At 55.2% G+C, this 26535-nt stretch carries 22 protein-coding genes; 9 read left to right on the top strand and 13 right to left on the bottom strand.

Annotation, left to right across the window (positions count from 1 at the left end; all coding sequences use genetic code 11):
* The first annotated feature begins 93 nt into the window (after window positions 1-93).
* From nagE to chiQ, 4 genes are all read left to right on the top strand, one after another.
* Entirely contained in the window at window positions 94-2043 is a 1950-nt protein-coding gene (gene nagE / locus IM282_RS15300; RefSeq protein WP_192970534.1) for a PTS N-acetyl glucosamine transporter subunit IIABC, read from the top strand.
* A gap of 169 nt (window positions 2044-2212) precedes the next feature.
* Window positions 2213-3880, top strand: a complete 1668-nt coding sequence (glnS, locus tag IM282_RS15295) for a glutamine--tRNA ligase (protein ID WP_015571127.1) — start codon at window positions 2213-2215, stop codon at window positions 3878-3880.
* Between the two features lie 447 nt (window positions 3881-4327).
* Entirely contained in the window at window positions 4328-5725 is a 1398-nt protein-coding gene (chiP, locus tag IM282_RS15290; protein ID WP_017694280.1) for a chitoporin, read from the top strand.
* A 47-nt stretch (window positions 5726-5772) separates the two neighbouring features.
* Window positions 5773-6099 (top strand): ChiQ/YbfN family lipoprotein, encoded by a 327-nt coding sequence (gene chiQ, locus IM282_RS15285; RefSeq protein ID WP_048965598.1) that lies wholly within the window; start codon window positions 5773-5775, stop codon window positions 6097-6099.
* A gap of 92 nt (window positions 6100-6191) precedes the next feature.
* Here chiQ and fur read toward each other — a convergent pair whose 3' ends face one another.
* From fur to ybfF, 4 genes are all read right to left on the bottom strand, one after another.
* A complete protein-coding gene (gene fur / locus IM282_RS15280) occupies window positions 6192-6638 on the bottom strand; it encodes a ferric iron uptake transcriptional regulator (RefSeq protein WP_003858655.1) in 447 nt (148 codons plus the stop codon).
* Between the two features lie 291 nt (window positions 6639-6929).
* Window positions 6930-7460: a flavodoxin FldA gene (gene fldA, locus IM282_RS15275; RefSeq protein ID WP_003858653.1), complete on the bottom strand. Its 531-nt coding sequence runs from the start codon at window positions 7458-7460 to the stop codon at window positions 6930-6932.
* Between the two features lie 155 nt (window positions 7461-7615).
* Window positions 7616-7903, bottom strand: a complete 288-nt coding sequence (gene ybfE / locus IM282_RS15270; RefSeq protein ID WP_003858652.1) for a LexA regulated protein — start codon at window positions 7901-7903, stop codon at window positions 7616-7618.
* A gap of 128 nt (window positions 7904-8031) precedes the next feature.
* On the bottom strand, window positions 8032-8805 hold the full coding sequence (gene ybfF / locus IM282_RS15265; protein ID WP_048965596.1) for an esterase: 774 nt from the start codon (window positions 8803-8805) through the stop codon (window positions 8032-8034).
* A gap of 183 nt (window positions 8806-8988) precedes the next feature.
* Between ybfF and seqA the strand changes: the two genes are divergently transcribed.
* Window positions 8989-9534 carry a replication initiation negative regulator SeqA gene (gene seqA / locus IM282_RS15260; protein WP_003858650.1) on the top strand — a complete coding sequence of 182 codons (546 nt, stop codon included), beginning with the start codon at window positions 8989-8991 and terminating at the stop codon, window positions 9532-9534.
* 24 nt (window positions 9535-9558) lie between these two features.
* Window positions 9559-11199, top strand: a complete 1641-nt coding sequence (pgm, locus tag IM282_RS15255) for a phosphoglucomutase (alpha-D-glucose-1,6-bisphosphate-dependent) (protein WP_022647447.1) — start codon at window positions 9559-9561, stop codon at window positions 11197-11199.
* Window positions 11200-11309: 110 nt separating this feature from the next.
* On the opposite strand, the gene potE is transcribed toward pgm, so the two are convergent.
* From potE to kdpF, 9 genes are all read right to left on the bottom strand, one after another.
* Window positions 11310-12623 (bottom strand): putrescine-ornithine antiporter, encoded by a 1314-nt coding sequence (gene potE / locus IM282_RS15250; RefSeq protein WP_022647448.1) that lies wholly within the window; start codon window positions 12621-12623, stop codon window positions 11310-11312.
* Complete coding sequence (gene speF, locus IM282_RS15245) at window positions 12620-14818, bottom strand: ornithine decarboxylase SpeF (protein ID WP_192970533.1); 2199 nt, start codon at window positions 14816-14818, stop codon at window positions 12620-12622. The genes potE and speF overlap by 4 nt, the downstream gene beginning before the upstream one ends.
* Before the next feature lie 256 nt (window positions 14819-15074).
* Window positions 15075-15179 carry a leader peptide SpeFL gene (gene speFL, locus IM282_RS15240; RefSeq protein WP_003858645.1) on the bottom strand — a complete coding sequence of 35 codons (105 nt, stop codon included), beginning with the start codon at window positions 15177-15179 and terminating at the stop codon, window positions 15075-15077.
* A gap of 278 nt (window positions 15180-15457) precedes the next feature.
* Window positions 15458-16135: a two-component system response regulator KdpE gene (kdpE, locus tag IM282_RS15235; protein WP_022647450.1), complete on the bottom strand. Its 678-nt coding sequence runs from the start codon at window positions 16133-16135 to the stop codon at window positions 15458-15460.
* On the bottom strand, window positions 16132-18819 hold the full coding sequence (gene kdpD, locus IM282_RS15230; protein ID WP_038415691.1) for a two-component system sensor histidine kinase KdpD: 2688 nt from the start codon (window positions 18817-18819) through the stop codon (window positions 16132-16134). Before kdpD ends, kdpE begins: the two co-directional genes overlap by 4 nt.
* The gene (kdpC, locus tag IM282_RS15225) at window positions 18820-19395 is read right to left on the bottom strand and encodes a potassium-transporting ATPase subunit KdpC (protein ID WP_063149451.1); all 576 of its coding nucleotides are present in this window, start codon (window positions 19393-19395) and stop codon (window positions 18820-18822) included.
* Window positions 19396-19407: 12 nt separating this feature from the next.
* Entirely contained in the window at window positions 19408-21456 is a 2049-nt protein-coding gene (gene kdpB, locus IM282_RS15220) for a potassium-transporting ATPase subunit KdpB (RefSeq protein ID WP_063149452.1), read from the bottom strand.
* A gap of 18 nt (window positions 21457-21474) precedes the next feature.
* Entirely contained in the window at window positions 21475-23154 is a 1680-nt protein-coding gene (gene kdpA / locus IM282_RS15215; protein WP_192970532.1) for a potassium-transporting ATPase subunit KdpA, read from the bottom strand.
* The gene (gene kdpF, locus IM282_RS15210; protein WP_003858638.1) at window positions 23154-23243 is read right to left on the bottom strand and encodes a K(+)-transporting ATPase subunit F; all 90 of its coding nucleotides are present in this window, start codon (window positions 23241-23243) and stop codon (window positions 23154-23156) included. Before kdpF ends, kdpA begins: the two co-directional genes overlap by 1 nt.
* 310 nt (window positions 23244-23553) lie before the next feature.
* Here kdpF and IM282_RS15205 point away from each other — a divergent pair, with 310 nt between their 5' ends.
* From IM282_RS15205 to IM282_RS15195, 3 genes are all read left to right on the top strand, one after another.
* Window positions 23554-23760 carry a YbfA family protein gene (locus IM282_RS15205; protein WP_014069366.1) on the top strand — a complete coding sequence of 69 codons (207 nt, stop codon included), beginning with the start codon at window positions 23554-23556 and terminating at the stop codon, window positions 23758-23760.
* Window positions 23761-24358: 598 nt separating this feature from the next.
* On the top strand, window positions 24359-25771 hold the full coding sequence (gene phrB, locus IM282_RS15200) for a deoxyribodipyrimidine photo-lyase (RefSeq protein ID WP_192970531.1): 1413 nt from the start codon (window positions 24359-24361) through the stop codon (window positions 25769-25771).
* A gap of 10 nt (window positions 25772-25781) precedes the next feature.
* Window positions 25782-26525 (top strand): type 2 GTP cyclohydrolase I, encoded by a 744-nt coding sequence (locus IM282_RS15195; RefSeq protein WP_003858635.1) that lies wholly within the window; start codon window positions 25782-25784, stop codon window positions 26523-26525.
* Window positions 26526-26535 lie beyond the last annotated feature (10 nt).

Genomic DNA, 26535 nt, shown 5'->3' with positions numbered 1-26535 from the left:
CCAGTGAATCATCAACAGTATCTATCGTTCGTGACACAATAAAAACATAGTTTATGCGCGAGTCTTAACAAAGGGTCTCGTAGGGGGAATAGGATGAATATTTTAGGTTTTTTCCAGCGCCTCGGTAGGGCTTTGCAGCTCCCTATCGCCGTGCTACCGGTTGCAGCGTTGCTGCTGCGATTCGGGCAACCCGATCTTCTTAATGTGCCGTTTATTGCCCAGGCAGGCGGCGCCATTTTTGACAACCTTGCGCTGATTTTCGCCATCGGCGTGGCGTCAAGCTGGTCAAAAGACAGCGCCGGTGCTGCGGCACTGGCAGGGGCGGTAGGTTACTTCATCCTCACGAAAGCGATGGTAACCATCAACCCGGAAATCAACATGGGTGTACTGGCGGGTATCATTACCGGTCTGGTCGGTGGCGCCGTGTACAACCGCTGGGCGGGTATCAAACTGCCTGACTTCCTGAGCTTCTTCGGCGGTAAACGTTTTGTGCCGATTGCGACGGGCTTTTTCTGTCTGATCCTCGCCGCCATCTTTGGCTACGTTTGGCCACCGGTTCAGCATGCTATCCATGCGGGTGGCGAGTGGATCGTGTCTGCGGGCGCAATGGGCGCGGGCATCTTCGGTTTCATTAACCGTCTGCTGATCCCAACCGGTCTGCATCAGGTACTGAACACCATCGCCTGGTTCCAGATTGGTGAGTTCACCAACGCGGCTGGCGCGGTATTCCACGGTGATATCAACCGCTTCTACGCAGGTGACGGCACCGCGGGCATGTTCATGTCCGGCTTCTTCCCAATCATGATGTTTGGTCTGCCTGGCGCCGCGCTGGCAATGTACCTGGCTGCGCCGAAAGCGCGTCGCCCAATGGTTGGCGGGATGCTGCTGTCCGTTGCGATCACCGCCTTCCTGACCGGCGTGACCGAGCCACTGGAATTCCTGTTCATGTTCCTGGCTCCGCTGCTGTATCTGATGCACGCGATCCTGACCGGTATCAGCCTGTTCGTTGCCACCCTTCTGGGTATCCATGCAGGCTTCTCCTTCTCCGCAGGCGCTATCGACTATGTGTTGATGTACAACCTGCCAGCGGCAAGCAGCAACGTCTGGATGCTGGTGGTGATGGGCCTGATCTTCTTCGTTATCTACTTCGTTCTGTTCAGCGCGGTTATTCGTATGTTTAACCTGAAGACGCCGGGCCGCGAAGATACGAAAGATGATGTTGTGACCAGTGAAGCCAACAGCAATACCGAAGAGGGTTTAACCCAGCTGGCAACCAGCTATATTGCCGCTGTGGGTGGCACCGACAACCTGAAAGCGATCGATGCCTGTATTACCCGTCTGCGTCTGACCGTGGGCGACTCCGCGCGCGTGAGCGATGCAATGTGCAAACGCCTTGGTGCGTCTGGTGTGGTGAAGCTGAACAAACAAACCATCCAGGTTATCGTGGGTGCGAAAGCCGAATCTATCGGCGATGAAATGAAAAAAGTGGTTGCCCGTGGGCCGGTCGCTGCCGCCTCAACGGATAACGCGCCAGTAGCTGACGCGCCGGTTGCAAAACCGCAGGCTGTGCCAAATGCGGTGACCATCGCTGCGCTGGTTTCTCCGGTGACAGGTGACGTTGTTGCGCTTGAGCAGGTGCCTGACGAAGCGTTCGCCAGCAAAGCGGTCGGTGATGGCGTGGCGGTGAAACCAACGGACAAAACCGTGGTCTCTCCGGCAGCCGGTACTATCGTGAAAATCTTCAACACCAACCACGCGTTCTGCCTGGAAACGGAAAAAGGCGCGGAGATCGTTGTCCATATGGGTATCGATACCGTTGCGCTGAACGGTCAGGGCTTTACTCGCCTGGTGGAAGAGGGCGCTGAAGTGGCGGCAGGCCAGCCGATTCTGGAAATGGATCTGGAGTTCCTGAACGCCAACGCGCGCTCCATGATAAGCCCGGTAGTGTGCAGCAACATCGACGACTTCAGCGGTCTGGTGATCCTGGCGCAGGGGCAGGTAGTTGCAGGCCAAACGCCACTGTATGAGATTAAAGGCAAGTAATCGCTCCTGAGTAGAGTTATGCCTTTAGCGGCGGGGGATATCCTCCGCCGCTTTTTTTTGCAGCAATTGCCCCCATTATTTTCTTCCGGGACGTTTTAAGGGTTGTCACTACGTCCGGCTTATAAGATCATATGCCGTTATACGTTGTTTACGCTTTGAGGAATCCACGATGAGTGAGGCAGAAGCCCGCCCGAGTAACTTTATTCGTCAGATCATCGATGAAGATCTGGCCAGTGGTAAGCACACCACAGTCCACACGCGTTTCCCGCCGGAGCCAAATGGCTACCTGCACATTGGTCACGCCAAATCGATCTGCCTGAACTTTGGTATTGCGCAAGACTACCAGGGGCAGTGCAACCTGCGTTTCGATGACACCAACCCAGTAAAAGAAGACATCGAATACGTTGAGTCGATTAAAAACGACGTGCAATGGCTGGGCTTCAACTGGTCTGGCGATATCTGCTACTCCTCAGACTATTTCGATCAGCTGTATGCCTATGCGGTTGAACTGATTAACAAGGGTCTGGCATACGTCGACGAGCTCTCTGCTGACGAAATCCGTGAATACCGTGGTACGCTGACTCAGCCTGGTAAGAACAGTCCGTTCCGCGATCGTAGCGTGGAAGAGAACCTGGCGCTGTTTGAAAAAATGCGTGCCGGTGGCTTCGAAGAAGGTAAAGCGTGTCTGCGTGCCAAAATCGATATGGCGTCTCCGTTCATCGTGATGCGCGATCCGGTGCTGTACCGCATTAAGTTCGCAGAACACCACCAGACCGGTAACAAGTGGTGCATCTACCCGATGTACGACTTCACCCACTGCATCAGCGATGCGCTGGAAGGCATTACGCACTCTCTGTGCACGCTGGAATTCCAGGACAACCGTCGTCTGTACGACTGGGTGCTGGATAACATCACCATTCCTGTGCATCCGCGTCAGTACGAGTTCTCTCGTCTGAACCTGGAATACACCGTGATGTCCAAGCGTAAGCTGAACCTGCTGGTCACTGACAAGCACGTTGAAGGCTGGGACGACCCACGTATGCCGACCATCTCTGGCCTGCGTCGTCGTGGCTACACCTCCGCCTCCATTCGTGAGTTCTGCAAACGTATCGGCGTCACCAAGCAGGACAACACCATCGAAATGGCGTCTCTGGAATCCTGCATTCGTGAAGACCTGAACGAAAACGCGCCGCGCGCGATGGCGGTGATCGATCCAGTGAAACTGGTTATCGAAAACTATCCGCAGGGCGGGAGCGAACTGGTCTCTATGCCTAACCATCCGAACAAACCGGAAATGGGCACCCGCGACGTGCCGTTCAGCGGTGAAATCTGGATCGATCGTGCCGACTTCCGCGAAGAAGCGAACAAGCAGTACAAGCGTCTGGTGCTGGGCAAAGAAGTACGTCTGCGTAACGCCTATGTAATCAAAGCCGAGCGCGTAGAGAAAGATGCGGAAGGTAACATCACGACCATCTTCTGTACGTACGACGCAGAGACGCTGAGCAAAGATCCGGCGGATGGCCGTAAAGTGAAAGGCGTAATCCACTGGGTGAGCGCGCAGCATGCGCTGCCGGTTGAGATCCGTCTCTACGACCGTCTGTTCAGCGTGCCTAACCCAGGCGCAGCGGAAGACTTCCTGGCGGTTATTAACCCTGAGTCGCTGATTATCAAGCAGGGGTATGCCGAGCCGTCTCTGAAAGCCGCTGAAGCCGGTAAAGCGTTCCAGTTCGAACGTGAGGGTTATTTCTGCCTGGACAGTCGTTACAGCACGGCAGAAAAACCGGTATTTAACCGTACCGTGGGTCTGCGTGATACCTGGACTAAGATCGGCGAATAATAACGCTGCTCTGGTCAATGAGAAACAAACGCCGCGTAATGCGGCGTTTTTTTATTTAACGATCATGTCGTTAAGCATCGGGATAATCTTTTAAAGCCCACATTCCAGGTCAATGTGGTGCTACTTATTTTATTTAAAAAAAGTTTGTTGTTTTCCAAAAACAGAAACGCTGAAAAATATATTCTCAATCTCAATGTTACTTACTGAAAATTAGCGTATTCCCCCGCCAGTACTCGCTTCACGGTAAATGTTACAAAGCACTACGAAATATGTGCTCTTCGTCATAATCCTGACTTTTGCCTGATTAAAAGCATTGATAATTCGCGTCGCGAAAAATAACCTAAAGACGGTAGTTAATTCGAGGGTATTTCTGACTACCCCTGACCATTTGGTCTTTTCTGTTTTTCGCCGTTTAAGGCGTTTTAATTCGTCAAAGAGGAATAATCTATGCGTACGTTCAGTGGCAAACGTAGTGCGCTGGCGCTGGCTATCGCCGGTGTGACAGCAATGTCGGGCCTGGTGGTTGCGCCAGAGGCAAAAGCAGCAGGTTTCATTGAAGATTCCACCCTTACGGGCGGTATTTATTACTGGCAACGTGAGCGTGACCGTAAAGACGTCACTGAAGATAAATACAAAACTAACCTCTCTCACTCGACCTGGAACGCCAACCTGGATTTCCAGTCGGGATATGCCGCCGATATGTTCGGGATCGATATTGCAGCGTTCACCGCAATTGAAATGGCCGAAAATGGCGACAGCGGCCATCCGAACGAAATTGCGTTCTCCTCCAGCAATAAAGCTTACGACGAAGACTGGTCCGGCGATAAAAGCGGAATCAGCCTGTATAAAGCGGCTGCAAAATTCAAATATGGCCCGGTCTGGGCGCGTGGTGGTTATATCCAGCCAACCGGTCAGACGCTGTTAGCGCCGCACTGGAGCTTTATGCCAGGTACCTATCAGGGCGCGGAAGCCGGTGCTAATTTTGACTACGGCGATGCGGGGGCGTTGAGCTTCTCCTATATGTGGACCAACGAGTACAAAGCGCCGTGGCACATTGAGATGGACAAGTTCTATCAAAACGATAAAAAAACCAAAGTTGATTATCTCCACTCGCTGGGGGCGAAGTACGACTTCAAAAACGATCTGGTGCTGGAAGCGGCTTTTGGTCAGGCAGAAGGCTATATCGATCAGTACTTTGCTAAAGCCAGCTACAAATTTGATATCGCAGGTAGCCCGCTGAGCACCAGCTATCAGTTCTACGGTACGCGCGACAAGGTCAGCGATGGCAGCGTAAATGATATTTATGACGGCACCGCGTGGTTACAGGCGCTGACCTTCGGCTACAAAGTGGGTCAGGTTGATTTGCGTCTGGAGGGTACATGGGTGAAGGCAGAAGGGCAGCAGGGCTACTTCCTGCAACGTATGACGCCAACCTACGCCTCTTCCAATGGTCGTCTGGATATCTGGTGGGATAACCGCTCTGACTTCAACGCCGACGGCGAAAAGGCGGTCTTCTTCGGCGCAATGTATGACCTGAAGAACTGGAACCTGCCTGGCTGGGCAGTGGGTGCGTCCTACGCGTACGCCTGGGACGCGAAGCCAGCGGATATGGCTACGCCAGACGCCTACTACGATCCGAACTACCGTCTGAAAGAGTCTTCATACAGTCTGGATGCGATTTATACCCTGCAGGAGGGTCGTGCGAAAGGCACGATGTTCAAACTGCACTTCACCCAGTATGACAACCACTCCGATATCCCGAGCTACGCGGGCGGTTACGGCAACATCTTCCAGGATGAGCGCGACGTGAAATTCATGGTCATTGCGCCATTTACCATCTTCTGATGAATGTTGTGGCGGGCTGTGTCCCGCCGTTATGGAGACTGAACATGATGAAAAAAAGGGTATTCGTTGCGCTGCTGGCATTCGGGCTGGTGGCGTGCGCGCAGGATCAGGCGCCGAAAGAAGACTCCCGTCTGAAAGAGGCGTATAGCGCGTGCATCAATACCGCACAAGGTTCACCTGAGAAGATTGAAGCCTGTCAAAGCGTGCTGAACGAGCTAAAAAAAGACAAAGCCCATGAGCAATTCGCCACGCAGGAAAACGTTCGCGTGATGGATTACCAGGCCTGTATTCAGGCGCGTAAAACCGGTAACGATCAGGAAGTGGCGAAGCGTTGCGATAAGATTTGGGACGAGATTCGCAATAACAATAAATAAGTTGCTTTACGCCCGGTGGCGCTGCGCTTACCGGGCTTTTTCCAGGCAAAAAAAAGCCAACCTCACGGCTGGCTCAGAGTATGAACACTGACTTATTTTGCGTCGTGCGCATGTTCATTTTCGCGGCAATCCCCTTCAGCACAGTGACCGTACAGGTACAGGCTGTGGTTGGTCAGGCGGATGCCATGACGGGCGGCGATTTCACGCTGGCGTGATTCAATGGAATCATCGCTAAATTCAATGACCTTGCCACAGTCGAGGCAGATCAGGTGATCGTGGTGGTGTTGCTGAGTCAGCTCGAACACGGATTTACCGCCTTCGAAATTATGACGAGTAACAATGCCCGCGTCATCAAACTGGTTCAGCACACGATAGACGGTTGCCAGCCCAATCTCTTCACCCATATCGATAAGACGCTTATAAAGGTCTTCCGCACTGACATGGTGATTGTCTGGCCCCTGAAGCACTTCAAGGATTTTTAACCGAGGAAGCGTTACTTTCAGGCCAGCTTTCTTTAATGCGGTATTGTTGTCAGTCATGCGGAATCTGTCCTGTTGCTAAACGATTCACTTCAAAAGAAGAAGTGACAGAAAATGCACTTGGGATAATGCGTCTCATTATAGAACTGCCATGGCTAAATGAAAACTGCAAGTCTCAAGCAAAGTATGCTTATAAAAACGTGGTATCACCAACAAACTTGTTCGATGGCACCCACTTTTTACCAGGGGGATATTGTACAGGTCTGGACGAAAAAGTTAAAAGTTTGTAGCAATTAATTTAATCGGTTTTACCTGGACAACGGGCGCAACCGGAGTTGCGCCGCAGGGATATCAGGCGTTAAGGATATCGTCCAGGTTCAGCTCTTCACGAACCTGCTTAACCCATTTTTCTACACGCTCTGCGGTCAGCTCTGGCTGACGGTCTTCATCAATGGCAAGGCCAACGAAGTGATCGTCATCTGCCAGACCTTTGGAAGCTTCGAAGTGGTAACCCGCTGTTGGCCAGTGACCAACGATCGCCGCACCGCGCGGCTCAATGATGTCGCGAATAGTGCCCAGCGCATCACAGAAATACTCAGCGTAGTCTTCCTGATCGCCACAGCCAAACAGGGCAACCAGCTTGCCGTTGAAGTCGACTTCTTCCAGCGTCGGGAAGAAATCGTCCCAGTCACACTGTGCTTCACCGTAGTACCAGGTCGGGATGCCCAGCAGCAGGATGTCATAGCCCTCGAGATCTTCTTTGCTGCTCTTGGCGATGTCATGCACATCAGCAACGTCTTTACCGAGCTGTTTTTGAATGTTTTTTGCGATATTTTCTGTATTGCCGGTATCACTGCCAAAGAAAATGCCGATGATTGCCATGAGTAAAATAACCTCTTGAAACTTAATGGTATGGTGGCGCAAATTGTCCACGGATAAGGGCAATAATAGCAGAACAGGCAACCCTGCGGAAACAGCTATCACGCAGGACTGCACTCTGTGCTACATGAAAAAGGTAATATTGGGGATTTTCTGACTCACGCCTTGCCGCGTAACGTCTCAAGCTGGGCGATCAGCATCTCTTCGATCAGTTCGCTGCGGCTGATGTTGCGCGCGTCAGCTAACTCGTTAAGCGCATCGACGGCATCGGCATTCAGCTTGAGTTCGACACGCTTAAGCCCACGATTTTTATCGCGTTTAAGCTGGTTGCGTTTATTGATACGCAGCTGTTCATCGCGCGAAAGCGGATTCGTTTTCGGTCGTCCCGGTCGACGCTCATTCGCGAACAGATCTAGTGTCGTACGGTCCGTTTGTTCTTTGGCCATGATTCTGAGACTTCGGGGGAAACACGCCGCCCTGCTAATGCCCGGGCGATAAGCGCGCCATCATACATCACCCATATCCACACGCCAACGACTGGAAGCCCGTCGTCTTCCGGTCGCTGGCTTTTTAATCAATTCGCTGTATCAGTAAGATAGCGGCGAATGGCGCGCAGGACCGCATCCGGTCTTTCCGCGTGGACCCAGTGCCCGGCACCGGCGATGACGTGAGCGCGAGCCTGCGGAAATTGCGCCAGCAGCGTGTCACGGTACGCGTCAGTGACGTAAGGGGAGTTGCCGCCGCGAATAAAGAGGGTAGGGTGCGGCCAGGCGGGGACATTTTCCCACCCCACAATATGCGAATACTGATCCCACAGTACCGGGACGTTAAAGCGCCATTGTCCGTCAACAAAGGATTTCAGCAGGAACTGGACCACGCCTTCTTCATCGAGATGCTCGCGCATAACGGCTGCCGCCTGCTGGCGTGTGGAGACGCCTGACTCTGTCACGGCATTGATCGCAGCGAAAATCTCATCGTGACGGCGAACGTCGTAATTGACGGGCGCAACGTCAATGACCACCAGACCGGAAATTCGCTCAGGGGCCAGCGCTGTAAGCGCCATCACCGCTTTACCGCCCATTGAATGCCCGATGAGCGTCGCTTTCTGGATATTATTCGCATCGAGGGTGTCCCGCAGATCCTGCGCCATGGCTGCGTAGGTCATCTCCTCAGAGCGCCCTGAAAGACCGTGATTGCGCATATCAACCTGGAGGATCTCGTGATCGGTCACTAAATCGCGCGCCAGCACGCCCAGGTTATCCAGACTACCAAACAGGCCGTGAACCAGTACGATGGGAGAATTATTGTTCGGCGATTGTGCAGTTTGCGCTCGGGTATTCAATTTCATGGCAAAGTTCTTTTTTTAGGTTTGTCAGGTTAGGGTATCATGTTGACCATTCTGCCGCCCGGGGGCAAGGATCCAGTTTAATCTGACTTTTGCCGCCAACCTGGTTTGACGCTATCCGCTGTTGGGATTAGACCTTATAATCTCAACGACTTGTATTCAGATAAGATATCGCACTGGATTAAGATGAAAACAATCGAAGTTGATGACGAACTCTATCAGTATATTGCCAGCCAGACGCGGCATATTGGGGAGAGCGCGTCCGACATTTTACGGCGCATGCTTAAAATTTCCGCCGCCTCACAGCCCACTCCTGTCACTAAAGATGTTGTGTCTCAGCCGAGCGTTGTTGCACAAGTAAAACCTGCCGTCATGCCGGCAAAAGACAAAGTGCGCGCGATGCGCGAGCTGCTGCTGTCCGATGAATATGCAGAGCAGAAAAAGGCGGTTAACCGCTTTATGCTGGTGCTGTCTACACTTTACTCACTGGATAACAACGCATTTGCAGAAGCGACAGAGTCGCTGCACGGTCGCACGCGCGTTTACTTCGCAGGTGACGAGCAGACCCTGCTGCAAAATGGCAACCAAACCAAACCCAAACATGTTCCCGGTACGCCATACTGGGTGATCACCAATACCAATACGGGCCGCAAGTGCAGCATGATCGAACATATCATGCAGTCCATGCAGTTCCCGGCGGAATTGATCGAAAAGGTTTGCGGTACAATTTAACCCTTGCATCAGAAGGACCAGGCAATGGCAAATCACAGCCGTGCAGGACAACCTGCACAACAACGCGATTTGATTAACGTCGCTCAACTGACCGCGCAGTACTACGTGCTGAAGCCGGTGGTGGGCAACGCAGAACACGCAGTGAAGTTTGGTACATCTGGCCACCGCGGCAGCGCGGCGCGCCACAGCTTTAACGAACCGCACATTCTGGCCATTGCTCAGGCCATCGCGGAAGAGCGCGCCAAAAATGGCGTCACCGGTCCGTGCTATGTTGGGAAAGATACCCACGCCCTGTCTGAACCTGCCTTTATCTCCGTGCTGGAAGTACTGGCGGCAAACGGCGTAGACGTGATTGTTCAGGAGAACAACGGTTTCACGCCAACGCCTGCGGTTTCTAACGCTATTCTGGTACATAACAAAAAAGGTGGCGCGCAGGCGGACGGTATTGTGATCACCCCGTCCCACAACCCACCGGAAGATGGCGGCATCAAGTACAACCCACCTAACGGTGGCCCGGCGGATACCAACGTCACGAAAGTGGTGGAAGATCGCGCCAACGCGTTACTGGCTAACGGTCTGAACGGCGTGAAGCGCATCTCGCTGGATGAAGCCATGGCGTCCGGCCACGTGAAAGAGCAGGATCTGGTGCAGCCGTTCGTGGAAGGGCTGGCGGATATCGTCGATATGGCCGCTATCCAGAAAGCCGGTCTGAAGCTGGGCGTGGATCCGCTGGGCGGCTCCGGTATTGAATACTGGAAACGCATTGCCGAGCACTACAAGCTGGATCTGACCATCGTGAACGATCACGTCGATCAGACCTTCCGCTTTATGCACCTGGACAAAGACGGCGCGATCCGTATGGACTGCTCCTCCGAATGCGCGATGGCGGGCCTGCTGGCGCTGCGCGACAAGTTCGATCTGGCGTTTGCCAACGACCCGGACTACGACCGTCACGGTATCGTCACCCCGGCTGGGCTGATGAACCCGAACCACTACCTGGCTGTTGCGATTAACTATCTCTTCCAGCACCGTCCGCAGTGGGGCAAAGAGGTTGCGGTGGGTAAAACGCTGGTCTCTTCTGCCATGATTGACCGTGTGGTCGATGCGCTGGGCCGCAAGCTGGTGGAAGTGCCGGTGGGCTTCAAGTGGTTTGTTGACGGTCTGCACGACGGCAGCTTCGGCTTTGGTGGTGAAGAGAGCGCGGGGGCATCCTTCCTGCGCTTCGACGGCACCCCATGGTCAACCGATAAAGACGGCATCATCATGTGCCTGCTGGCGGCGGAAATCACCGCGGTTACCGGTAAGAACCCGCAGGAACATTACAACGACCTGGCAGGACGCTTTGGTGCGCCAAGCTATAACCGTATTCAGGCTGGCGCGACCTCTGCTCAGAAAGCCGCTCTGTCCAAACTCTCTCCGGAGATGGTCAGCGCCAGCACCCTGGCGGGCGATCCGATCACCGCGCGTCTGACGGCAGCACCGGGTAACGGCGCATCCATCGGCGGCCTGAAAGTGATGACCGAAAACGGCTGGTTCGCCGCGCGTCCATCCGGTACGGAAGATGCGTACAAAATCTATTGCGAAAGCTTCCTCGGCGCTGAGCACCGCCAGCAGATTGAGAAAGAAGCGGTAGAGATTGTCAGCGAAGTGCTGAAAAACGCGTAAATGGTGTCTGGTGCGGGCTGATGCCCTCACCCCGGCCCTCTCCCACAGGGAGAGGGAGAAAACATTGATCTCGTAGGCCCGGTAAGCGTTAGCGCCACCGGGCTTCTTTTTTAACTATGCTTATTCTTCAGTTCAAATCTCGGCGATACCAGACCGTACAGCGTCCAGCCCATAAAGGTCACCATCGCGCCATACAGCATCGCCTCCTGACCGGACGAGTAGAGCGCATAGAAGCTGTAAATCGCCCCAATCAGCGCCACGATATTGGCCGCCCGGGCTTTGCGCGGATCCACCTTCGCCACCTTCTGAATAATTACCAGTGCCGCCATCGACAGAATGTACGGAATGATGTTCGTCACCACCGCCAGGTTGACCAGTACATTAAACTGGCTGTTCAGTGACGGGCTGATGGTCATCAGCGACAAACCGCTCTGGAAAATCACAATCGCCAGCATACCCTGTACCGGCGCATCCGCTTTGGTGACGCGGGAGAAGATTTTCGGGAAATAACCTTCGTCAGCGGAGGATTTGAATACCTGGGCGATGGTGAACTGCCAGCCCAGCAGCGAGCCGCAGCAGGACATCACCATCAGTCCCATGATCACTTTCCCTACCTCTGGCGTAAACATCTGCGCAAACGCCAGCCCGAACGGCGCCGTGGAGTTAGCGAGATCCATGTTGGGCACAATTCCCGCAATCACGTTGGTTGAGACGATATAGATCACCGCCGCCCCCAGCGTCCCGCCGAGTACCGCGATCGGCACGTTCTTTTCCGGGTTTTCCACCACTTCCGCATTCGCACAGGCTGACTCGAGACCGAGGAAAGCCCATAGCGTCATGGCGATGGATGATCCCACGGCGGTGAAGAACGGTACGTGATGCGGGTTCCAGGAATTGGCGTACAGCGTCGGGCTGAACCAGAACCAACCGATGATGCACAGACCGACAACCGGAATGATCACGCCCCAGACGGTGATGCTGCTGAGTTGTCCGGTGATGCGCGCGCCGCCAAAGTTGGCGACGGTGCAGATCCACAGCACGCCGATGGTCGCCAGCCCAATCTGCACCGGGGTCAGCGTCGCGCCAAACAGCTCCGTACCGTAACCGACAGCGGAGATGGCAATCGCCACGTTGGCGATCAGCAGCGACACCCCGTAGGTATAGTTGGCCATGAAGTTACCGGACTTACCAAACGCATATTCGGCATAGCCGCCCATGCCGCCAGACTTACGGCTGAACATCCCGCACTTGGCAAACGCCCACGCCAGCGCCATTGAGCCGACTGCCGTTACCAGCCAGGAGATAATCGAAATCGTCCCCACTTCAGCGAGCTTGGTGGGCAGCATGATGATCCCGGACCCCATCATATTCACCATGGTGAGGATAGTGAGTTGTACCACGCCCATCTTGTTGGACTTACTCATAATTTTTCTCCTTTCAGCAGAGACGGCTGAGCGGCGGGTTGTTTAATGACGTAGCAGCGCACCTGTTTGCGCCCGTCACACTCCTCGACGTAAACCCCCTGTAACTCCGGCGCAAAGCCCGGCAGCAGATTGATCCCGTCTTCCAGCGCGGCGAAATAGCGCAGCACGGAACCGCCCCAGACTTCCCCCGGAACCACGCACAACACCCCCGGTGGGTAAGGCAGCGCGCCTTCCGCGGCGATACGGCCTTCCGCGTCGCGCAGTGACACCAGCTCGACCTCACCGCGCAGATAGGCATAGTTCGCCTCCTGCGGGTTCATCATGACGCGCGGGAAGTGAGACTTGCGGAACATCTCTTTCTGCAACTGCTTCACGTTATGGCGGGCGTAGAGGTCGTGCATCTCCTGACAAATCTGACGCAGGGAATAATCCGCATAACGTTCCGGATGTTGCTTATAAAGAGAGGGCAGAACCTCTTTCAGCGGCACATCGCTCTGGAGCAGTTTTTCGAAGCGCACCAGCTGGGCGACGAGCTGCTGCAATTTGCCCATGTCCTCCGCCGGGGTGAGCAGGAACAGAATGGAATTGAGGTCGCATTTTTCCGGCACGATGCCGTTTTCACGCAGGAAGTTGGCGAGGATGGTGGCGGGCACGCCGAAATCATCATACTCGCCGGTGCGGGCGTTGATGCCTGGCGTGGTCAGCAGCAGTTTGCAGGGATCAATAAAATACTGATGCTCGGCATATCCCTCAAAGGCGTGCCAGCGTTCGCCCGGAACGAAATGGAAGAAGCGCAGATGGGTGGCGATCTCCGCCGTATCCCAGCTTTCCCACGGACGGCCATCCACCGTCTCCGGCACGAACGGGCGAATAAACTGACAGTTCTGAAGGATCAGTTTTCGCGCTTCGATACCCGTCACCACGCAGTCCATCCACATGTTGCGCCCACTTTGCCCCTCGTGCATGCGGGCGTTGATATCCAGGGCGGCAAACAGCGGATAAAACGGGCTGGTGGAGGCGTGCATCATAAAGGCGTTGTTGAGGCGCTTATGCGGAACATAGCGCGGCTGGCCTTTTATGTGGCTGTCCTTCTTATGGATTTGCGAGGTTTGCGAGAAGCCCGCCTGCTGCTTATGCACCGACTGGGTAACCAGAATGCCCGGATCGTTTTCGTTCAGCTCCAGCAGCAGCGGCGAGCAGTCGGCCATCATCGGGATAAACTGCTCGTAACCCACCCAGGCGGAGTCAAACAGGATGTAATCGCACAGGTGACCAATCTTATCCACCACCTGACGGGCGTTATAAATAGTACCGTCGTAGGTGCCCAGCTGGATCACCGCCAGACGGAAGGGACGTTCATCCCGCGCGCGACCAGGCGCGACCTCTGACACCAGTTCCCGCAGGTAACTCTCGTCGAAACAGTGTGCGTCAATACCGCCGATAAACCCGTACGGGTTGCGGGCTGTTTCCAGATACACCGGCGTCGCTCCCGCCTGTAACAGTGCTCCGTGGTGATTAGATTTATGGTTATTGCGATCGAACAGCACCAGATCGCCTGGCGTGAGCAGGGCATTGAGCACCACCTTATTGGAAGAGGAGGTGCCGTTCAGCACGAAGTAGGTTTTATCCGCATTAAAGACTTTTGCCGCATGCTGTTGGGCGATGCATGGCGCACCTTCATGGATCAGCAGATCGCCCATTGCCACGTCGGCATTGCACAGATCGGCGCGGAAAAGCGTTTCGCCAAAGAAATCGACAAACTGGTTTCCGGCCGGATGGCGGCGGAAGAACTGGCCTCCCTGATGTCCGGGGCAGTCAAACGCGCTGTTCCCCTGCTGGACGTAATCGACCAGCGCGCGGAAGAACGGCGGACGGAGCTGGGTTTCGTACTTCTGCGCAGCCGCTTCAAGCTGGCGTCCGTAGTACGCATTGCTGGTGTCGGAGTACTCAAAAACGCCGTGAATACGCGACAAAAATTCAGCCGGAACCCTTTCTTCTTTATGCGTGGCAATAAACACCGGAATACCGAATCCCGTGGCTTCTATTTCTTCTATGGCGCCATTGAAAATATCACTGACGGCCAGAACCACGGCTGCCACATCAATATAATCCGATGCGGTGATATCCACGATCTCGCGCGAAGTGGTAAAGCATTCAGGGCAGGCACGGCTGACGGCAATTTTTAACGTTTTCATCTTTATCTCTTTATTTCAGGCAATCTGGGTCCCTCGACTTCTTGCGGTAAAGAAATCGATTTTTTCCGGAAAAAAAAAGCAAAGCGTGTCCGCTGATACGAAATCAGTTAATTGCTTTTTTGCTGAGTAGAATTCAGTCCGCCCGGTTGCGGAGAATCTGAATCACAAGGAATGAGCGCAGGTGTTCACAGGCAACAGCCTGTAAAATAGCGTTTTTCAGGATAACCTGTAAGCAGATGCGCCAGAAGTCGAAGGACTACCGGGCGTTAAAGAGATGAAAGTCAAAACAGTTTCGGTGGGCAAACATCATGATATGTGTTGTCCGCCTTATATGGGGCATTAAACGATTATTGTTTTCCATGTTCATTTTCCTTTCAGTAATTGAAAGCACGGTCATTTTATCCAGGAAAAAGGGATTAACTGTGAAACAGATCACCAATAACCGATCATTTCAGAAATAATTAGTCGTTTTGAGTGAATAACGCAGATCAAAATGCTGTTTTGTTGGTTCGGTGTTAAATTGATGTTTTAATTGTGTTTAAAGAGGGCGGATATAGCTATGAAAATAAACTCATCGTTATTTTCATGGCTATATTAAGGCCGGTATGTTTTATATTTAAAATTAAAGTGAATACTTATTCAGATCATAAACCGATATCCGATACCGGTTTCTGTTAATAAATGACGAGGACGCGCGGGATCGGCTTCAAGTTTCTGGCGAAGGTGTCCCATATAAATGCGTAAATAGTGACTATGTTCGACAGCATTCGGTCCCCAGACCTGGCTTAACAGCTGTCGCTGCGTTAACACTTTTCCGTGGTTACTGAGCAACACGGCCAGCAGACGAAACTCGATAGGCGTAAGGTGGATCTCTTCTTCCCCTCGCACGATGCGGCGGGCGGCAAGATCGACGCGGATATCGCCAAAGACGTACACCGGTTCAGAAGGAGTGGTGGCACTGTGTCGACGCAGCGCCACACGCAGCCGGGCCTGTAACTCGCCAATGCCAAACGGTTTGATCAGATAATCATCCGCTCCGGCATCCAGCGCGGCGATTTTATCCGTCTCTTCGGTGCGGGCAGAGAGCACCAGAATGGGCATCTGGCTCCACTGACGCACCTCACGAATAAAATCGATGCCATCGCCATCCGGGAGTCCCAGATCCAGGATCACCAGATCTGGCTTGCGGGTGGCGGCTTCAATTAACCCCCGTTGAAGCGTACCGGCTTCATGAACGCGCAAACCGTCGCCTTCCAGCGCGGTACGCAGAAATCGGCTGATAGCGAGCTCATCTTCAACAATCAGAACGTTAATCACAAATCCTCTGGTAATTCATCAAGTTCTGGTGGGGTTTCAAGAGGAAGTGTAACACAAAAGCGTGCCCCACCTTCCGGGCGGTTCTCTGCGGAAATGGTGCCGCCATGCACGTCAACAATCGCCTGGCAGATCGCCAGCCCCAGCCCGACGCCCGGAATGGCAGATTCCTTATTACCGCGCGCAAATTTTTCGAATATGGCGCGCTCCTGGCCGGCCGGAATACCCGGCCCGGTATCCCAGACATCGAGCCGCAGCACACGTTTATCCACCCTGGCAGCAATCCCCAGCCGGGCCTTTGTCCCGGCGTATTTAGCGGCATTTTCCAGCAGATTAATCAGCACGCGCTCAAACAGCGGGCCATCCACATGGATTAACGTCAGGGGTTCCGGCATGTCCAGCTCGATATGGCGCCCGCCGAGACCCGGCTCCAGCATCTTCAGCGCACTGCCGACAACCTCCTCAAGGGTGAGCCACTCTTTTTTGAGGTTAAACCCGCCGGACTGAATGCGCGCCATGTCCAGCAGGTTGTTCACCAGACGCGTGGTATTTAGCACGTGCTGACGAATTTCGCTGGCCTGCATCGCATGTTTTGATCCTTCCGCCGCCAGATCCAGCGTCAGAATTTCGGACTGACCAAACAGCACGGTAAGCGGGGTGCGCAAATCGTGAGACAGCGCTGCCAGCAGCGAATTGCGAATACTTTCGCGCTCGCTTGCCAGCCGTGCCTGCTCTTCGCTGGCGGTGAGCGCCAGCCGTTCAAGGGCGCTGGCGACCAGCAGGGTGAAGGTTTCCAGCAGGCGCTGCTGCTCGGGGATCATCAGCTGACGCAGGTTAGACGGCTCGACGATGACCAGCCCGTGATTTTTATCCGCGCTGCGCAGCGGCAGGATCTGGTAAGGCACCCCGGGCAGAGTGTCGGTGCCGGCACCGGCAGGTAAACCCTTATCAAAGCTCCAGCGGGCAATCGCTTCATCCCAGGGCGTCATCCCCGAAGGGGAGGTCAGCGGGCGAAGGCGCCCCTGCTCGTCGGGGAGCAAAATCAGGTTACTGGCATGAAAGGTCGAACGGATAAACTGCTCGCTGGTCTGGACGATATCCTGCTGCGTGCGACCGACCGCCAGCGATTTTGACATCTCATACAGATGGCGGGTGCGCTGCTCGCGATAGCGGGCAATGCGTGCCTGGTAGCGCACGCCTGCCGTCAGATTCCCGATCACCAGCCCGACGGTAAGCATCACGGCAAAGGTCAGAATGTACTGCACGTCCGAGACAGCAAGCGTCCCGCGCGGAGCGATAAAAAAGAGGTCGAAGCTGATGACGTTGATCACCGTTGCCAGCACCGACGGCCAGCGGCCATAAAAGAGCGCGACCACAACGACGCCCAGCAGATAAATCATGACCAGATTGGCGGCATCGAAGGCGATTAGCCACTGGCTGGCAATCACCGTAATCAGGGCGCAAAGGACCACGGCCACGAGGCAGCCCCGGATCTGGACGCGCCATTTATCGCCAAAGGTGCGTGCGTCCGGCGTACGGCCGGGCAGGGGGGCGGGCTTGTCATCCAGCGCGACGATGACTAAATCCAGATCCGGCGCGCGGCGTGCCAGCCTGTCGGCAAAAGATTCGCGGCTAAACCAGCGGCGATGCTGGCGACGTCCAATGACAATCTTGCCCAGGTTATGCTCGCGCGCGTAGCGCAGAATGGCTTTATCTTCCTGCGGATCGGACAGGGTTGCGGTTTCGGCACCCAGCTCCTGCGCCAGCCGCAGCGCGCTCAAAATGGCGCGACGCTGATTTTCCGGCAGGCCGTGAAGCTGTGGCGTTTCGACATACACCGCGTGCCAGACGCTGCCAAACTTCGCCGCAAGCCGGGCGGCGGTGCGGACCAGTTTTTCATTGCCGCTGCCGTGACCAATGCATAACAGAATGGCGTCACGCGTGTGCCAGACGCGCTCCCGCCCCTGCAGGTCCCGCCAGGCGCGCATCTGGTCATCCACGCGATCGGCGGTGCGGCGCAGGGCCAGCTCGCGCAGGGCAATCAGGTTTCCTTTGCGGAAAAAATGTTCGATAGCGCGTTCGGCCTGGCCGGCAATATACACCTTGCCTTCGTGCAGGCGCTGGCGTAGATCGTCCGGCGGCAGGTCAACCAGTACGACTTCATCGGCAGAATCAAAAAACGGATCGGGGACGGTTTCCCGCACCTGGATACCGGTTACCCCGCTCACCACGTCGTTCAGGCTTTCCAGATGCTGAACATTCACCGTAGTGAAGACGTCGATGCCGGCTTCAAGCAGCTCCTCAACATCCTGCCAGCGCTTCGGGTGGCGTGAGCCAGGCGCGTTGCTGTGCGCCAGTTCGTCCATCAGGATCAGCGCGGGGCGGCGGGCGAGGGCGGCATCAAGATCGAACTCCGTGACCAGCCGCCCGCGATGGCTGATACGCTGGGGCGGCTGCGTCGCCAGCCCCGTCAGCAGCGCCGCCGTCTCTTTGCGACCGTGGGTTTCCACCACGCCGATGAGAATATCAAGCCCCTGCGCCCGAAGCCGCTGGGCTTCCGTCAGCATGGCGAAGGTTTTCCCGACGCCCGCGCAGGCGCCGAAGAAAATTTTCAGCTTGCCGCGGTGGGCTTCAGCCGTTTGTTCAAGCAGCCTGTCCGGATCCGGGCGCATGGGCTCATCGGTCATTTAGTTCTTCCTTAGCGCATCCAGCGCCAGATTCAGCTCAACAATGTTCACTACCGGCATGCCGATGAAGCTGACCAGCGGCTTTTGCGTATGTTCTGCAACCAGCTGGCTCACCTGCTCGACGGTCAGCAGACGGGCGGCGGCCACGCGTGGGATCTGCCACGCCGCTGCGTCCGGCGTCAGGCTGTAATCCAGCCCGCTCGCGGAGGCGGTGACCAGCTCAACCGGCACCTCACGGCTGGCCTGCGGATTCGCGGCGCGCAGGGCGGCAACGCGTTCAGCAACGGCTTTGTCCAGGTCAGGATTACTGCCAGCCAGATTGCTGCCGCCGGAGGCCATTGGATTATACGGGCTTTCCGCAGTGGCGGAAGGGCGTCCCTGGAAGTAGCGCGGGTCCGTAAAGTTTTGCCCAATCAGACGCGAGCCACGGTTTTCACCGTTCTGGATAATCAGCGAGCCGTTGGCCTGGTCCTCAAACCACCACTGGCCCAGCGCGGTTGTCATCAGCGGGTAAAGCCCGCCGGTAATCAGAGACAGCAGAATAAACAACAGTATAGCGGGACGTAACATCGTCATGAGATTCACCTTTTAAACCAGCCCGAACAGCATTAACAACATGTCGATAACCTTGATCCCAATAAAGGGCACCACCAGCCCACCCAGACCGTAAATCCACAGGTTACGGCGCAGCATGGCGGCGGCCGTCAGCGGCTTATAGCTCACCCCTTTCAGCGCCAGCGGAATAAGAAAGACAATAATCAGCGCGTTGAAGATCACCGCGCTCAAAATGGCCGAGGCTGGAGAGTGCAGGTGCATTACGTTCAGGGCATTCAGCTGCGGATAGGTTGCCGCAAAGGCCGCCGGGATTATGGCGAAATACTTCGCCACGTCGTTGGCGATACTGAACGTGGTCAGCGAGCCGCGCGTCATCAGCATCTGCTTCCCGATATGCACCACTTCGATCAGCTTGGTCGGGTTCGAGTCGAGATCCACCATGTTGCCCGCCTCTTTTGCCGCCTGGGTACCGGAGTTCATCGCCACCGCCACGTCGGCCTGCGCCAGCGCCGGGGCGTCGTTGGTGCCGTCGCCGGTCATCGCCACCAGACGACCTTCCGCCTGATACTGGCGAATGAGTGCCAGCTTCGCTTCCGGTGTCGCTTCGGAAAGGAAATCATCCACGCCCGCTTCGGCGGCAATGGCCGCCGCAGTCAGACGGTTATCCCCGGTGATCATTACCGTTTTAATGCCCATCTTACGCATCTGGGCGAAACGCTCTTTTATACCGCCTTTAACGATATCCTTCAGGGCGATAACCCCCAGAACGCTTGCACCTTCCGCCACCACCAGCGGGGTTGCCCCCTGACGCGCTACGCTTTCCACCAGGTGGTCGACTTCCGGAGGGAAATGTCCATTATTGGCTTCAATATGACGGCGGATGGCATCAACGGAGCCTTTACGGATCATTCGGTCCTGAATGTTAATTCCACTCATCCGTGTTTGCGCCGTGAAGGGCACGAACGTGGCGTGCAGGCTTTGTACGTCGCGCTGGCGCAGGTTAAAGCGCTGCTTGGCGAGGATCACGATACTGCGACCTTCCGGCGTCTCATCGGCCAGCGAAGAAAGCTGCGCCGCGTCGGCCAGCGTTTTTTCATCCACGCCGGGAGCAGGTAAAAAGTCAGAGGCCTGACGATTACCCAGGGTGATGGTCCCGGTTTTATCCAGCAGCAGTACGTCTACGTCACCCGCCGCTTCAACGGCGCGTCCGCTGGTGGCGATGACGTTCGCGCCCAGCATACGGCTCATCCCCGCCACGCCAATCGCGGAAAGCAGGCCGCCGATAGTGGTGGGGATCAGACAGACCAGCAGGGCGATCAGTACGGTGATGCTGACCGCTGTACCGCCGTAGGCAGAGAAGGGCCACAGGGTCGCCGTTGCCAGCAGGAACACAATGGTGAGCGCCACCAGCAGAATGGTCAGGGCGATCTCGTTCGGCGTTTTACGACGCTGTGCGCCTTCCACCATGGCGATCATCCGGTCGAGAAAGGTTTCGCCCGGGTTAACGCTGCACTGGATCACCAGCCAGTCGGAAAGAATGCGCGTTCCGCCGGTAACTGAGGCGAAATCTCCGCCCGACTCACGGATCACGGGCGCGGATTCCCCGGTAATAGCGCTTTCGTCTACCGACGCGCCGCCCTCAATTACCTCCCCGTCGCAGGGGATGATGTCCCCGGCTTCCACCAGCACCACGTCACCTTTGCGCAGTTCATCCGCCGGAACGTGGTCCATCTGCGCGCCGTATTTAGGTTCGCGTAATTTGCGCGCAAAGGCGGTTTTTTTGACCCCTTTCAGACTGTTGGCCTGCGCCTTACTGCGGCCTTCCGCCAGCGCTTCGGCAAAGTTGGCGAACAGCACGGTAAACCACAGCCACAGGCTGATGGCGCCGGTAAAGGTTGCATTTCCTGAAAGGTGTCCCGTTCCCATGGCAATCGCCAATGCGGTGGTGAGTAAACTTCCAGTCCAGACAATAAACATCACCGGGTTGTGCCACTGCACGCGCGGGCTCAGTTTTTTTACCGCATCCATGAGGGCCTGACGAACTAATGTCGGTTCGAGCAGGGCCAGTTGTTTACGACTCATGACAAATTCTCCGCAAAATCAGCGTAAAGAGAGATATTCCGCAACCGGGCCTAACGCGAGGGCGGGGATAAAGGTCAGGGCACCTACCAGCAGAACGGTGCCAATCAGCAGGCCGACGAACAGCGCGCCGTGAGTCGGTAACGTACCGGTAGTGGTCGGCTGGATCTTCTTATTCACCAGTGTTCCGGCGATCGCCATGACGGGAATAATCACGCCGAAACGACCGAAGAACATGCAGAACGCCAGCAGACAGTTCCAGAACGGTGAGTTGGCACTTAACCCTGCAAAGGCGCTGCCGTTGTTGTTTGCGGCAGACGAAACGGCGTAAAGCACTTCGCTAAAGCCGTGAATGCCCGGGTTAAAGATGCCGCTGCGCCCGGCGTCGGTCATCAGCGCCAGGGCGGTACCGAGCAGCACAAGGGTGGGGGTGACCAGGATTGCCAGCGCGGTTAATTTCATTTCGCGGACGTCGATTTTTTTGCCGAGATATTCCGGCGTGCGGCCGATCATCAGCCCGGCGATAAACACGGCGAGCAGAACGAACAACAGCATGCCGTACAGCCCCGAACCGACCCCACCGAAGACTACCTCGCCAATCTGCATCAGCCACATCGGGATCATGCCGCCGAGCGCGGTGAAAGAGTCGTGCATGGCGTTCACCGCCCCGCAGGAGGCCGCTGTGGTGACCACCGCATAGAGGCTGCTGGCAAGAATGCCGAAGCGGCTCTCTTTGCCTTCCAGGTTGATATTGCTGTTAGCCCCCAGCTGCATGAAGTGGCTGTTGCCGTTCCATTCGGCCCACATCACCAGTGCTACGCAGACCACGAAGATTAACGACATGGCCCACAGCAGCGTACGGCCCTGGCGGCGATCGTTAACCACATCGCCAAAGGCGAAGCAGAGCGCGGCGGGGATCAGGAAGATCGCCAGCATCTGTACAAAATTGGTTAATGCCGTTGGGTTTTCAAACGGATGCGATGAGTTGGCGTTGAAGAAGCCGCCCCCGTTGGTGCCCAGCATCTTGATTGCTTCCTGCGACGCCACTGGCCCCATTGGCAGGAGTTCCCTGCCCCCTTCAAGCGAGGTGTAAGGGGTATAAGGCAGCAGGTTTTGCAGAGTGCCTTGCTGTATAAAGAACAGGGCAATAATCAGCGCAACAGGCACCAGGATCCAAAGGGTGATGCGCGTGACATCAACCCACGCGTTGCCGAGCGTGCTGACATTCTGGCGGGCAAACGCGCGCGTCAGGGCGAAGATCACCGCGATACCGCTGGCTGCAGACAGAAAGTTTTGCACGGTTAACCCGGCCATCTGGCTGAAGTAGCTGAGCGTGGTTTCACCGGCGTAAGACTGCCAGTTGGTATTGGTGACAAAGCTGACCGCCGTGTTCAGCGCCAGATGCCAGGATAAACCTGGTAACTGCTGCGGATTGAACGGCAAATTGCCCTGGAGCATGAGCAGCGTAAAGAGGGCAATAAGCCCCACGATATTCAGAAGCAGTATCGCCATCAGGTACTGGCCCCAGCTCATTTCGCGGTCGCTGATACCTGAAATGCGCCAGAGCACGTTTTCAATTTTTCGCGTACCCGGCAGTGGCACGTTGTTTATCAGCCGCGCCAGCGCTGTTCCCAGCGGCCTGGCGAGCACAAGCAGCAGCAGTAAAAAGCTGGCAATAAGCAAAAACGCCTGAGCAGCCATCAGAATGCCTCCGCATTAATCAGGGCATAAATCAGATAACCCAATAACAGGAACACCAGCACGATGCCGGCAATCAGACCTGCACTCACACTCCACCTCCGGGTGACTTTTGTTGTTGTACAAACGGTAGGATTTGTGGCGCAAAGATTTCGCAAAAATCAGAAGGGCAGGTGTAAAAAAAGTATAAAAATGGGAAAGACCACAATTTAACTATTGTTAAGTAAATTGTTAACTTTTTTGTAACTTAATTACAGGCGTGAATGTAAATATTCACGAAATGGATGAAAATAAGTGGTCGGATGAGTAGTAAAATTACAAACAAAGCGGTATTATTTTAACCAGGTCACAGATTTCACATTTTCCGGAGACGGTTTCCGGCCAACTACAGGGGAGAAAAATATGGATCTTTATAAAGAGTATCCGGCTCATATCGTGTTCATGCGTCGCACTTTCGCCGTAGTGGCTGGCGTGCTGGCCCTGCCGGTGATGCTGTTCTGGAAAGATCGCGCACGTTTTTACAGCTATCTGCACCGCGTCTGGGCGAAAACCAGCGAAAAGCCGGTGTGGATGGATCAGGCCGAGAAAGCAACCTGCGATTTCTACTGATACGGTGTGACATCGTAGCCATAAAAAAACCGCCTACAGCAAAGTGGCGGTTTTTTTGTCCCTCGGGATTCGCGGTCCGTTGGGTAATCTTGCAGCCCCTACCCGGGATTTTTATCATACCCTTCTTTAAAAAGTTCGCAAACCACTTCACCTTTATAAATTCCTAATTTTACTGAAATAACTTACTTTTGGCGTTGGTGTTAATTATGATGCCACGTCCCTTTCCGCCATCTCGCAAATGGGCATCGGTCCTGGGAAAGGTGTATCCATAGCCGTAAAGCAGCGCGCCTACCCGGGCTTGTGTCCACCGATTTATCACCGGTGGTGATAGGTGGAGCGGTTAGCAGCAGGGACCGCATAGTGAAACGCTATTTATGCATCGCGTTCATTGTCGCCAGCGCACTCGTTGTAAAGAGTGATAAACCGGATGTGTTTATTGCCTTTACCCCGATAGCGCAGGACAAGTAGCGTTAAGGCCGCCTCGGGCGGCCTTTTTTATTTCATCCCGTCTACACTTCATGGCAAAGTAGTTCAATGCATGCCTTTTTCCTTTTACGGCATGCCCTTACGGACATAATGGACAATTGCCTGGAGTTTTATGCCCACCCATCTGGTTTGGTTTCGCGCGGATTTACGCATTCACGACAACTTCGCTCTCGCGGCCGCCTGCCGCGCTAAAGACGCGAATGTGCTGGCCCTGTTTATCGCCACTCCTGAACAGTGGCTGCAGCATGACATGGCGCCCCGGCAAGCGGCATTACTCAGCGCGTATCTGAATGACCTGCAACATTCACTGGCCGAAAAAGGCATTCCGCTGATCTATAAAGAGGCCCATGATTTTGCCGCACAGCTTGAGATGGTGCAGGCAATCTGTAAGCAGCACGCGGTAACGCGTCTTTTTTACAACTACCAGTATGAATTTAACGAGCAGCAGCGGGATCGTCAGCTGGAAAAAAACCTTACGGGCGTGGTCTGTGAAGGCTTTGATGACAGCGTGATGCTCGCACCGGGCAGCGTGATGACCGGCAGTCACGAAATGTATAAAGTTTTCACGCCGTTTAAAAATGCTTTTATCAAACGCCTGAAAGAGGGGCTGCCAGAATGCGTTCCCGCCCCGGCCATAAGAGGGGAAACGATAACGGATCTGCAGGACATCAGGCTGAATTATCCCCAGCAGTCGTTTGATGAAACGGTATTCCCCGCCAGCGAGAAAGCGGCTATCGCCCGCTTGCGTCAGTTCTGCGCGCAGGGGGCGGCGGATTACGAGGCGCGGCGGGATTTTCCAGCGATTGAAGGCACCAGCCGCCTGTCGGCCTGTTTAGCGCTGGGCGCGCTCTCCCCGCGCCAGTGTTTACATCGGCTACTGGCGGAACAGCCTCAGGCGGTAGACGGGGGGGCGGGCGCAGTGTGGCTGAACGAACTGATCTGGCGTGAGTTTTATCGCCATCTGATGACGTATCATCCTGATTTATGTAAACATCGCCCCTTCATTCGTTGGACCGAACAGGTACAGTGGCAGTCGAATGAGAAGCTGCTGAAGGCATGGCAGCATGGGCTCACCGGCTTCCCGATTGTTGATGCGGCTATGCGGCAGCTCAATGAAACCGGGTGGATGCATAACCGTCTGCGTATGATTACCGCCAGCTTCCTGGTAAAGGATCTGCTTATCGACTGGCGAACCGGAGAGCGTTATTTTATCTCTCAGCTGATCGATGGCGATCTGGCGGCAAATAACGGCGGCTGGCAGTGGGCGGCCTCCACCGGCACGGATGCGGCTCCCTATTTTCGGATCTTTAATCCGACCACGCAGGGACAACGATTTGACGTCGACGGCGAGTTTATCCGTCGCTGGCTGCCTGAACTTAAGGATGTCCCCGCCAAAGCCATTCATGAACCCTGGGCATGGGCGGATAAACAGCGTGTTACCCTGAACTATCCCCGTCCCATTGTCGACCATAAACAGGCGCGCGTCGCCACGCTGGCGGCGTACGAAACCGCCCGAAAAGTTTGAGAGAATGATGATGAAAAACAGTGAACTGGAACGCCTGATTAACGAAAAACTCAACACCGCCTCGTTTAGCGACTACGGTCCGAATGGCTTACAGGTGGAGGGTCGCGAGACGGTGCAAAAAATCATCACCGGCGTAACGGCAAGCCAGGCGCTGCTGGATGAGGCGGTGCGTCAGGAAGCCGACGCGGTGATTGTCCATCACGGTTATTTCTGGAAAAACGAATCACCTATTATTCGCGGCATGAAGCGCAACCGTCTCAAAACGCTGCTGGCGAATGACATCAACCTGTACGGCTATCACCTGCCGCTCGATGCGCATCCTGAACTGGGGAATAACGTTCAGCTTGCGCAGCTGCTGGGGATTACCGTGATGGGCGAAATTGAACCCCTGGTGCCGTGGGGTGAACTGTCGATGCCGGTTCCGGGTCTGGAGCTGGCATCGTGGATCGAAGCACGCCTGGGGCGTCGTCCGCTGTGGTGCGGCGACACCGGGCCGGATACCGTGAAGCGCGTGGCATGGTGCACCGGCGGCGGCCAGGGCTTTATTGATAGCGCGGCGCGTTTCGGTGTCGACGCCTTCATTACCGGCGAGGTTTCCGAGCAGACCATTCACTCTGCCCGTGAACAAGGCCTGCATTTTTACGCGGCAGGCCATCACGCCACCGAGCGTGGCGGCATCCGCGCCCTCAGCGAGTGGCTGACGGAAAATACCGATCTGGATGTGACGTTTATTGATATCCCTAACCCGGCCTGATGAGAGGTAG

Source organism: Enterobacter cloacae complex sp. P29RS (genome assembly GCF_014893445.1).
GTDB classification, from domain to species: Bacteria; Pseudomonadota; Gammaproteobacteria; order Enterobacterales; family Enterobacteriaceae; genus Enterobacter; species Enterobacter intestinihominis.
This window is presented reverse-complemented; position numbering and strand designations above follow the sequence as displayed.